Annotated in this window: 9 protein-coding genes; 8 read left to right on the top strand and 1 reads right to left on the bottom strand. The window is 73.6% G+C overall.

Features of this window, described 5'->3' with window-relative positions; genetic code table 11:
* Positions 1-27 precede the first annotated feature (27 nt).
* The 5 genes from O4J56_RS22090 (at position 28) to O4J56_RS22110 (ending at position 4,097) form a co-directional block, all read left to right on the top strand.
* Entirely contained in the window at positions 28-711 is a 684-nt protein-coding gene (locus O4J56_RS22090) for a YczE/YyaS/YitT family protein (RefSeq protein ID WP_270688316.1), read from the top strand.
* Positions 712-790: 79 nt separating this feature from the next.
* Positions 791-1,390, top strand: coding sequence for a DsbA family oxidoreductase (locus O4J56_RS22095; protein WP_270688318.1), 600 nt, complete (start codon positions 791-793; stop codon positions 1,388-1,390).
* 114 nt (positions 1,391-1,504) lie between these two features.
* The gene (locus O4J56_RS22100; RefSeq protein ID WP_270688320.1) at positions 1,505-1,984 is read left to right on the top strand and encodes a nitroreductase family deazaflavin-dependent oxidoreductase; all 480 of its coding nucleotides are present in this window, start codon (positions 1,505-1,507) and stop codon (positions 1,982-1,984) included.
* Positions 1,985-1,995: 11 nt separating this feature from the next.
* Positions 1,996-2,898, top strand: coding sequence for a phosphotransferase enzyme family protein (locus O4J56_RS22105; protein ID WP_270688322.1), 903 nt, complete (start codon positions 1,996-1,998; stop codon positions 2,896-2,898).
* 545 nt (positions 2,899-3,443) lie between these two features.
* Complete coding sequence (locus O4J56_RS22110) at positions 3,444-4,097, top strand: hypothetical protein (protein WP_270688323.1); 654 nt, start codon at positions 3,444-3,446, stop codon at positions 4,095-4,097.
* A 100-nt stretch (positions 4,098-4,197) separates the two neighbouring features.
* Here the strand turns inward: O4J56_RS22110 and O4J56_RS22115 are convergent, their stop codons facing one another.
* On the bottom strand, positions 4,198-5,784 hold the full coding sequence (locus tag O4J56_RS22115) for an OmpA family protein (RefSeq protein ID WP_270688324.1): 1,587 nt from the start codon (positions 5,782-5,784) through the stop codon (positions 4,198-4,200).
* Positions 5,785-6,010: 226 nt separating this feature from the next.
* Between O4J56_RS22115 and O4J56_RS22120 the strand changes: the two genes are divergently transcribed.
* From O4J56_RS22120 to O4J56_RS22130, 3 genes are all read left to right on the top strand, one after another.
* The gene (locus tag O4J56_RS22120) at positions 6,011-7,042 is read left to right on the top strand and encodes a Dyp-type peroxidase (protein WP_270688325.1); all 1,032 of its coding nucleotides are present in this window, start codon (positions 6,011-6,013) and stop codon (positions 7,040-7,042) included.
* Positions 7,043-7,849, top strand: a complete 807-nt coding sequence (locus O4J56_RS22125) for a family 1 encapsulin nanocompartment shell protein (RefSeq protein WP_270688327.1) — start codon at positions 7,043-7,045, stop codon at positions 7,847-7,849.
* Positions 7,850-8,202: 353 nt separating this feature from the next.
* A partial coding sequence (locus tag O4J56_RS22130; RefSeq protein WP_270688329.1) for a terpene synthase family protein occupies positions 8,203-10,329 on the top strand: 2,127 nt, incomplete at its 3' end.

The raw sequence follows: 10,329 nt of genomic DNA on the forward strand, positions 1-10,329 counted from the left end.
CATCCGCCCCGTTCACGGGAGGCCGCCGTGCCCTCTTCCGCCCCACCCGTCTCCGACGCCCCCGCGCCCCCGGTCCGCATCGCGCGGCTCGTTCCCTATCTCGCGGGCTGCGCCGTCTTCGCCGCGGGCGCGGCCTCCTTCATCCGCGCCGGGCTGGGTGTCGACCCCCTGGACGTGCTCTCCCTGGGCATCCTCGAACACGTCCCCGGGACCATCGGCCTGGCGCAGGCGTCCATCGCCGCCGTCTGCATCGCCGTCTGGGCCCTGTGGAACCGCCGCCGCCCGGTGCTGATGCCCTTCGTGACCTTCCTGCTCTGCGGCTCGCTGATCGACCTGTTCCTGCTGGCCGGCCCGGTCGGGGCGCCCCCGGCCCTGGCGCTCGCGGCCGCCGTGCCGCTGTGCGCCTACGGTTCGGCGCTGATCATCATGAGCGGCATCGGCATCCGCGCCATGGACCTGCTGGTCATCAGCGCGAACGCGCACTGGAACACGCCCTTCTGGGCCGCGAAGGCCGGAATCGAGGCCGTGCTGCTGACCGTCGGCTGGCTGCTGGGCGGCCCCGTCGGCGTCGGCACGCTCGTCTTCCTCGTCGGCGTCGACGGGCTCATCCAGCCCGCGATGGCCTTCAACACCCGCATCCTGCGGATGACCAACCACGGGCTGCCCGGCCGCGCCGCCGCGTGCACGCCCGCCGCCGCGGGGGCCCACTGACCCCTGGACCCTGCCCGCCCCGACCCGCCCCCCGACCCGCCCGCGAACCGTTCGCGGACCGTCCCTCCCGGAGGTACCGATGAAGATCACCATGGTCGTCGACATCATCTGCTCGCACTCCTACCTCGCCTTCCACCACCTGCGCCAGGCGCTGGACGCCCACCGCGCCGACGGCGGCGACGCCGAAGTCTCCTTCCTGCCCTACCGGCTCGACCCCGGCGCTCCACCGGAGCCGGAGCCGGTCACGGCCGTGCTGGAGCGCAGGTTCGGCCCGGCCGCCCTGGACGCTGCGGCGGGGATGGCGGAGAAGGCCGCGGCCGAGGGCCTCGTCCTCGACTACGGCCGGGCACTGAACGCCAACACCCGCTCGGCCCACCTCCACCTGGTGCACGCCGAGCGCCACGGCCGCGCCGAGGAGATGGCAGAACACCTGTTCCGAGCCCATTTCACCGAGGGGCTCGACATCGGCGACCCCGCAACCCTCGCGGACCTGTCCGCTGAGACGGGCGTGCCGGGTGCGCCCGGCGCGGAGGACCGGGAGGAGCTGGCCCGACGCGAGGAGCGCACCCGTGCGCTCGGCGTCCGCGGCGTGCCCGTCGTCCTGACCGAGGCGGCGGGGCCGCTGGTCGGCGACCGGTCGCGGGCCGACTTCGCGCGGCTCCTCGCCGGCGGGCGGTAGCGGGGGAAGCGGGGGTAGCGGCGGCGACGAGGTCCTGCGCGCCGCGCTGCGGGGCCGGGCCGGGGATGGGATCCTCTGTCCGACCGGCTCGGCCCTGCGGGAAGGGGACAGTCCATGGAGGAGACCGGAAGGCCGAAGCGGCCGTCGGGGGTGGCGCGGGCGCTGTACCGCGTGCCCATCCACCTGTACCGGTGGAACCTCGGGTGGCTCATGGGCCGGCGCTTCCTCATGCTGAACCACATCGGGCGCCGGTCGGGGCTCATGCGCCGGGTGGTGGTGGAGGTCGTGGACCGCGACGCCGCCCAGGGGACCTACACCGTCTGCTCCGGGTTCGGCCCCGGATCGGACTGGTACCGTAACCTGCTCGCCGAGCCCAAGGCCGTGATCCAGATCGGCAATAAGCGCATGAAGGTCACCGCGCACCCGCTGGACGCCGAGTCCGGGGCCGACACCATGGCCCGCTATGCGCGCCGCCACCCGCGCTCCGCCAGAGCGCTGGCGGGGTTCATGGGGTTCCGCGTCGACGGGAGCGAGGCCGACTTCCGCGAGGCGGGGCGCCGCCTCCCGTTCATCAGGTTCGAACCCCGCCAGTAGTGTCGCGGGACATGAACCGGGACACGAACGAGGTCTTCGACAGCGGCACCGCCCGCTCCGTGATGGAACAGGCCTGCGCCGACGCGGGCCTGCCCTCTCAAGGGGCGAGGCTGGTCTCCCTCGGTGAGAACGCGGTGTTCGCCCTGGACGGGCCCGGTGTGGTGGTGCGCGTCGGACGGGACGCCGCTCTTCTGGAGCGGGCCTGGCGCGAGGTGCGCGTGGCCTCCTGGCTGGCCGACGAGGGCGTCCCCGCCGTCCGCCCGGCGGACGGCGCCCCGGAGCCCACCCTGGTCGACGGGCGCCCGGTCACGTTCTGGCGCCGCCTTCCCGACCCGGTGCGCCCGGCGGGCGGCGCGGACCTGGCCGGGCTGCTGCGCCGCGTCCACGCCCTGGGGCGCCCGCCCTTTCCCCTGCCCCCGCGCGACCTGCTTTCGGGGGTCGAGCGCTGGCTCGCCGCCGCCGAAGGGCACATCGACCCGGCCGACGCCGACTACCTGGCGCGGCGGCGCGACGCGTTCGCGGAGAAGGCCGGCGCCCTGGCGCCGCTGCTGCCCACCGGCCCCGTGCACGGCGACGCGCTGCTGCGCAACGTGCACATCGGCCCCGACGGGCCGGTCCTGGTCGACCTGGAGACCTTCGCCGACGACATGCGCGAGCACGACCTCGTCGTCATGTGGCTGATGCGGGACCGCTACGGCATGCCGGAGGAGGAGTACCGCGCCTTCACCCGCACCTACGGATGGGACGTCGCCGAGTGGGAGGGCGCGGCGGTGCTCCGGGGCGCCCGGGAGACCGCGAGCGCGGCGTGGGTCGCTCAGCACACACCGGGTAACCCCCAGGCGCTGGCGGAGTTCGAGCGCCGTGTCGCCTCGCTCAGGGACGGCGACCCCTCGGTGCGCTGGCGCCCCTTCTGACGCGTTTCCGGGCCGGCGGCAACGGCCCCGGTCTTCCTCACCCTCCGTCGCGTCCGGATCGCCCCGCAGGTGCGCTGCGCTGCGCCCTTGGGCCGCCCGCCGGTTCCAGAAGTCCGGGAATTGGCCGGATCCGGTACGTGTGCCGGAAGAATGTTGACATTTGAACATGGGAAGGTCGATGCTGTGCGGCGACGGCTCCGCTCACGTGGGGTGACCGGGAGGCGGTGCCGTCGACGGGTGCGGCCTCCGGGGGAGAGGGGGCTCAGGGGCGCGCCCGCGGCGGGGGCCGTCCCGCGCGACCGAACCTTGTCCCGACCCGTTCCGGGCTGTGTCCCGGGTGTTCGCCACCTGGCACGGCGATCCGTCCACACCCGGTGGACCGTCCGGAGCGGCGCGGTCCGGGCCCCGGGCGCACACGCTGTGCGTCCGGGCCCCGGACCCGCGTGGGAACGACCGTCCGGGCGCTTCTTGCTACCGTGCGGTGTGCCGCCCCCGGCCGCCGGACACCCTCCGCGCGGCCGCCGTCCCGATCCGGAGAGTCCCCCATGCGCGTCCCGCCGCTTCCCCGCCCCGCCCGCGCCGCCGCGGCCGCCGGAGGCCTCGCCGCCGTCGGCGTCCTGCTGGCGGGGTGCAGCGGGTCCGACGTCGGCGAAGGCGTCGGCGACCTGGAACTGCCCGACCTGGGCGCCATGGTGCCCTCGGCCTCGCCGTCCGAGGAGGCCGAGGCCGCGGCGGCGCTCCCGGCGAGCTGCGCCGAGGCGGGCGCCGCCGAGGTCGTCGGGGACAGCGTCCCCCAGGGGGCCCAGCTGGAGGAGGAGAGCGGCGCCATCGAGGGCGCCGACGGCGCCGAGCGGCTCGGCTGCGTCTGGTCGGGCCGGGACGCCTCGGTCGCCGTGGTGTACGCGCTCAACGCCGACACCGCCGACCTGACCCAGGTGCTTCAGGACTCCGCGGGCGGTCCGGAGGCCAACTGGGAGGTCGACGTGGACGTCTACGGCGACACCTACCACTCCGAGGACGCCGACGCCGTCGGCGGCGAGCTGGAGTACCTGGCGACCGCGGGCGACACCACCCGCTACGTGCTGCTCACACTGCCCGGTGACGTCCGGGTGGCCGCCGCCGCGAACGGCGGCGGCCTGGAGCAGGAGGACCTGGAGCGGATCGCCCTGGAGGCCGGGCAGCGGATCGTCACCGACTAGCCCGGCCCCCGCCTCGTTGATCTCGGGGAAGTCGGGCTCATGGTGTCCGTTCTTACCCCGACTTCCCCGAGATCAACGGCACAGGGCGGCGAGGAGTGCCTCACCCCTCGATCGGGACGTCCTCCAGGAGCCCGAAGGGGCCGGCCCGCATGTCCAGCTCCTCGACGTCCTTGCCCGGGGCCGGGAACACCGCCACCACCTGGTAGGTGTTGCCCGGCTGCAGGCGGTACACCTCCTCGGCGAACCCGTCGTAGCGGCCGTCGCCGAAGTTCATCTGCGCCACGTACCGCACCAGGCCCGTCTCCGGCTCCAGGAGCTGGAACCCGCCCAGCGAGCCCTCGCTGAACTGCTCGGGGCCGCCCGCGACCTTCTGCTCCAGGCCGCCCATGTCCGGGAGCACCGCCTCGTCCCCGGTGTTGGTCAGCTCCACCGTCCCGATGACGTACGCGCCGTCCCGCACCAGCGGGTACACGTCCAGCCGGACGCCGTCGCGCTCGGTGCTCGCCGCGACGCCGCCGGGGTCGTCGCTGAAGGGCGCGGGCCAGTTCACGTGGCGGTCGGCCACGCCCAGGCCGCCGTCGACCGACTGGTCGTCCTCCTCGACGTCGTCCTCGCCGGGCCGGCTGACCGTGTAGGAGAACTCCACCCGCCGGTTGCGGGCGCGCGCCTGCTCATCGTCGGGGCCGCCCTCGCGGGCGATCGGCTCCTTGCTGCCGCGCCCCTCCACCTCGTAGGTGTAGTCGTCGCCGATCTCCTCGACGAGGAGGTCGCGGACGGTCTGCGCGCGCTTCTCCGAGAGCGTCTGGTTGTAGGCGTCGGTGCCCTTGCCGTCGGTGTGCCCGATGACGGTGATGGCCGGGTCGTCCGGGTCCACGTTGGCGGCCAGGGACGCGGCGGCCTGGCGCACCACGCCCTCGGCCTTCGGTGTCAGCTCGTACTCGTCGAACTCGAACATCACATCGGAGTGCAGCGAGATCGTCTCGGTGTCGCCGTCGCGGGTGGTGGAGGCGATCTCGGAGTCCACGAAGCTCTCCACCGCCCCCTCCTCGGCGACGGCGTCCTCCCCGGGGCGCCGGTTCTCGAACACGAGGTTCTCGCCGTCGGCCGGGGGGTCGTCGACGGTCAGGTGGTCCGGCCCGTTGGGGTCCTCCGGGTCCGGCCGCTCCTCCTCCACGTCCTGCACGGGGATGCCGGTCATGGCCCCCAGGCCGCTGCCGACGAACGTCACCTGCGCCACCTCGTCGGGGATGCGCGGGAAGTAGCGCCGGTACTCGTTGGTGACGCCGTCGTGCACCGGGTACAGGCCGTCCCCGTTGGGGCTGACCGACCCGTACTTGAGGCCGTCGGCGTCGAAGTACTCGCGCCACACCCGCCCGGTGATCGGGTCGACCAGCGTCTGCGCCATGCTCAGGTTCCGGTTCGCGCCGGTGAAGCCCTCCGGATAGGAGATCTCGTAGTACATCACCGTGTACTCGTCGGTGCGCTCCAGACCGGTGATGGAGAAGCGCATCTCGTTGTCCTGCCCGGTGTCCTGGAAGATGCGCCCCTCCTTGGTGTAGGGGAACTCCTCTCTCACCTGCGGCGGGCCGCCCCCGAACCAGTCGGACCAGTCGCCGCTGCAACCGCTCAGCAGCAGGGCGCCCGACACCGCCAGGGCCGCCGCCGCGAGGATCCGTTTCCGCGCCATGCGGGTGATCTCCGATCGTTCGTGGGGGACGCGTGCGGAGTCAATCCTGGGGCACATCGGCGCGCCGGGGCGAAACGGGGCGTCCGGGGTCCCCTTGACCTGGGGCCGGTCCGCGGCCGACCCGGCATTGACCCGGCGCGGGTAGGTCCGGTGGGGACGCGCCCGGCTCGGGCCGGGCCACCGCGCCCGCGCGCGCGGGCGCAGCCGCCGACCGCGAGGAGAGCCCATGCCCAGCGCCTCCGGGCGCCCCCGGCCGCAGCCGGTGCTGGCGCCGCTGACCCGCTCCGCGATCTTCCTGACGGCGGTGGTGCCGCCCGGCGGGGAGGAGGGGGCACGCGAGGTCCTGGGGTCGCTGGAGGCCCTGCAGCGCTCCGTGGGGTTCCGGAACCTGGGCAGCGGGCTGGCCTGCGTGGCCGGGGTGGGCTCGGCGGTGTGGGACCGGCTGTTCACCGGCCCGCGCCCGGCCGGGCTGCACCCCTTCCGGGCCCTGGACGGCGGGGTGCACCGGGCCCCGTCCACCCCCGGCGACCTGCTGTTCCACATCCGGGCCATGCAGATGGACGTGTGCTTCGAGCTCGCCTACCAGCTCATGGCGGCGGCGGGGCCGTCGCTGCGGGTCATCGACGAGGTGCACGGGTTCCGCTACTTCGACGAACGCGACCTGCTCGGGTTCGTCGACGGCACGGAGAACCCCACCGACACCGAGGCCGAGGAGTCGGTGCGCATCGGCGACGAGGACCCGGCGTTCGCCGGCGGGTCCTACGTGGTCGTGCAGAAGTACGTCCACGACATGGAGGCCTGGGAGGCGCTGACGACCGAGCGGCAGGAGGCGGTCATCGGGCGCACCAAGCTCACCGACATCGAGATGGACGACGACGTGAAGCCCGCGGACTCGCACGTCGCGCTGAACACCATCACCGACCCGGACGGCACCGAGCGCAAGATCGTGCGGCACAACATGCCGTTCGGGCGCGTGGGCGACGGGGAGTTCGGGACCTACTTCATCGGCTACTCGTCCGCGCCGGACGTGACCGAGCGGATGCTGGAGAACATGTTCCTCGGCGATCCGCCGGGCACCTACGACCGCATCCTCGACTTCTCCACGGCCCTCACCGGAGGGCTGTTCCACGTCCCCACGCTCGACTTCCTGGACGACATGCCGGAGGCGCCGCGCGAGCGGTCCGGCGGCGCGTCCCTGGGCATCGGCGGCCTGAGGGCGATGACAGGCACGAGAGGCACCGACGGAGAGGAGCCCTGAATGAGCACGCGAGACAACCTCCACCGGTGGCTGGCGCCCGTCTCCGGGGCGGCCTGGGCCGATCTGGAGGAGGAGGCGCGGCGGACCTTCCGGCGCCACGCGGCCGCCCGCAAGGTGGTGGACGTGCCCGACCCCGGGGGGCCGGAGCTGGCGGCGGTGGGGACCGGGCGCTCCGCCCCGGCGGCGTCGCCGGGGGCGGAGGTGCTCGCGCGGGTGCGCGAGTCGGTCCCGCTCGTCGAGCTGGAGGTCCCGTTCGTGCTCGCCCGGGAAGAGGTCGACGCGGTGGAGCGCGGGGCGCAGGACGCGGACTGGCAGCCGGTCAAGGACGCCGTGGCGAGCATGGCGCTCGCCGAGGACACGATGGCCTTCGGCGGCTATGGGGCGGCCGGCTTCACCGGGATCGTCCAGGGGTCGTCCAACGCGCCGGTGCCGCTGCCCGAATCGGTGCGCGAGTTCCCCGACGCGGTCGGCCGGGCCCTGCGCGCGCTGCGGGAGGAGGGCGTGGGCGGCCCGTACGCGCTGCTGCTGGACGCGGAGGGGTACACGGCGGTGTCCGACACGAGTATCCACGGGTACCCGGTCCGGGACCACCTCAAGGAGCTCGCGGACGGGGGCGTCGTGTGGGCCCCGGCGCTCGGCGGGGGGCTGCTGGTGTCGCTGCGCGGCGGCGACTTCGAGATGCGCCTGGGGGAGGACCTGTCCATCGGGTACCTGGACCACGACGCGACCCAGGTACGGCTGTACCTGCGGGAGACGCTGGCGTTCCTGATGCACACGGCGGAGGCGTCGGTGGCGCTGCCGCGCTAGGGGGCCGACGGGGGCGCACCCGACAAAGGGGGTGCGGTGGTGCAGGGCACCGATTTCGGTCAGCCCTCCCGCGGAAAGCGAGGAACCGATAAAGTCGTCCCGAGAGTGCGGGAGTTCCGAGTCGACGTGTCTCCCTGTCGATTCGTCGATTTGTCGACATTTCCGCGCCGTCGGCCGCCCGGCCGGCCGTCCCGGGGCGGGCGCAATTCGGTCCGACCGCATCCCGGTTTCGTCCATTTCCCGGAGAAACGGCACAACGTCCCGTCATTCTCCGTTCTCGTTGACGCGGCGGATGCGCTCCGAGCAGGGTTGACTCCGGAGGGGAGTCCCGTGGAGAGAGCGGAGCCGTGCCCATGGCGCAGCCCTACGTCGTCCCCGACCTGTACCGCCCCTATCCCGCGCGCCTGAACGTCAACGTGCAGGCGGCCCGCACCCGTGCGAAGGAATGGGCGAAGGGGGCGGGAATGCTGGTGGGGGACGGCGGGCGCGCGGGCGGGAGATGGTCGGAGAGCGGATTCGACGCGATGGACACCGGGCTCCTCGGGGCGTACGCGCATCCCGACGCTTCGGCGGCGGAACTCGAATTGCTCACCCAGTGGTACACGTGGCTGTTCTTCGTCACCGACCATTTCCGCGGCGAACGCCGATCCGGCGCGGGCGGGGAAGGGCGGGACCGCCTGCTCGACCTCATCGGCCCCGTCGGCGGCGCCGGTGGTGCCGACGGCACCGGGGCCGACGGCCGTCACGCCGCCTCCCCGCGCTCCGCCGCCGAGACCGGGCTGGCCGACCTGTGGCCGCGCACCGCCGCGATCGCCCCCGAGTCCTGGACGGAGGGCTTCGCCGCGGCCACGCGCGCGCTGATCAGGTCCATCGCCGAGCGGGAGGGGCGGTCGGGCGGGGACATCCCGCACCCGCTGAAACTCTTCGCCGACCGGCGGAACTCCGGGGCGGCCGCATGGGCGACGCACCTGGTGGGGCTGGTGTCTCCGGGGGCGCTGCCCGACCGGGTCCTGAGGACGCGGCGCTTCGCGTCCCTGAGGGCCTGCTTCGCGGACGCCGCGCACCTGGCGAACGACCTGTACTCCTATCGCAAGGAGACCGAGGAGGAGGGCAGGCCGGACAACGCGGTGCTGTCGGTGGAGCGCTACCTGCACCGGTCTCCGCAGGAGGCGGCCGAGCTGGTGAACCGCGTGCGCACGGCGCGGATGCGCCGGTTCGAGGAGATGTCGGCGACGGAGGCCCCGGCGTGGGTGGCCGACCACGGACTGACGCCGGGGGAGTGCGCGGCGATCGCGGTGACCGTAAAGGGGCTGCAGGACTGGCATGCCGGGGCGGTGGAGTGGCACGAGAGGACGGCCAGGTACCGCCCGACCGGGACACGGGAACCGGCCGCCGTTCACCCCCCGTACTCACCCCCGAGGCTCGTCATCCCGTCCATCACCTCTCACCCGCGCCCGCACTCCCCGACCTTTGTCCCGCCCTCCTTAGACCATCCCTTTCGTCTGCCGCCGTTCGAGCAGCCGTGGCCGCACAGGATCAACCCCCACGTGGAGGCGGCCCGCCGGGAGGCCCGGACCTGGGCGCGCGAATCCGGTCTCCTGGCCCCGCCCCTCTGGACCGACGCGACATTCACCGCCGACGACCGGCCGCTCTTCACGGCCTTGACGCGCCCGGACGCGAGCGCGGAGGAGGTATGCCGGGCGGCGAAGTGGGACGTGTGCCTGATGGCGATCGACGACCACTTCGTGACGGCCTATAAGACCGAGCGGGACGTCCCCGGAGCGCGCGCGTTCGTAGAGCGCGTCCCCGACCTCATGCCGATCGCTCCCTCAAGCCCACCGCCCCGTTCCTCCCCCTCCCCGATCGAGCACGCCATCACGTCCCTATGGCACGAGACGTCCGCCGACATGCCCGAGGCCCTGCGCCACCGGTTTCGATCCGCCGTGGCGGACTTCGTCGGCGCGAACCTGTGGGAGCTGGACAACATCGTCCGGGGAAGGCCGCCGGATCCCGTCGAGCACCTGGAGATGCGCCGCGCGACGTCGGGGGCGGACCTGTCCATCGCCCTGATGCCCGGAACCCCTGAACTCGACCTCCCCACTGCCGTCCTCCGCTCGGCCCCCCTGCGAACGATGCGGGAGGCCTTCGCGGACACGGCGGGAATCCGGAACGACATCCACTCCTACCGAATGGAGACCGAGAAGGAGGGGGAGGTGAGCAACGGGGTGCTGGCGATCGAGCGCTTCCTGGAGTGCGGCCCGCAGGAGGCGGTCGACGTGGCCTACGCGGCGTTCACGGCCGGCATCGCGTCCTTCCAAGAGGCCGAAGCGGCCCTCCCGCGCCTGTTCGGCCGCCTCGCCGCGGACGCCCCGACCCGCGAGGCCGTCCACAGGTACGTGGAGGCGCTGAAGACGTGGATGGCGGGCGCCAACGAGTGGTACCGGCGCACGGGGAGGTACACCAGGCGCCCGACCCCACCC

The sequence above is a fragment of the Nocardiopsis endophytica genome (assembly GCF_027706725.1).
GTDB classification, from domain to species: domain Bacteria; phylum Actinomycetota; class Actinomycetes; order Streptosporangiales; family Streptosporangiaceae; genus Nocardiopsis_A; species Nocardiopsis_A endophytica.

Coding starts and splice junctions, on each gene's coding strand:
- O4J56_RS22095 (WP_270688318.1), top strand. CDS start 791: ATGAAGATCACCATGGTCGTCGACATCATCTGCTCGCACTCCTACCTC.
- O4J56_RS22100 (WP_270688320.1), top strand. CDS start 1,505: ATGGAGGAGACCGGAAGGCCGAAGCGGCCGTCGGGGGTGGCGCGGGCG.
- O4J56_RS22105 (WP_270688322.1), top strand. CDS start 1,996: ATGAACCGGGACACGAACGAGGTCTTCGACAGCGGCACCGCCCGCTCC.
- O4J56_RS22110 (WP_270688323.1), top strand. CDS start 3,444: ATGCGCGTCCCGCCGCTTCCCCGCCCCGCCCGCGCCGCCGCGGCCGCC.
- O4J56_RS22115 (WP_270688324.1), bottom strand. CDS start 5,784: ATGGCGCGGAAACGGATCCTCGCGGCGGCGGCCCTGGCGGTGTCGGGC.
- O4J56_RS22120 (WP_270688325.1), top strand. CDS start 6,011: ATGCCCAGCGCCTCCGGGCGCCCCCGGCCGCAGCCGGTGCTGGCGCCG.
- O4J56_RS22125 (WP_270688327.1), top strand. CDS start 7,043: ATGAGCACGCGAGACAACCTCCACCGGTGGCTGGCGCCCGTCTCCGGG.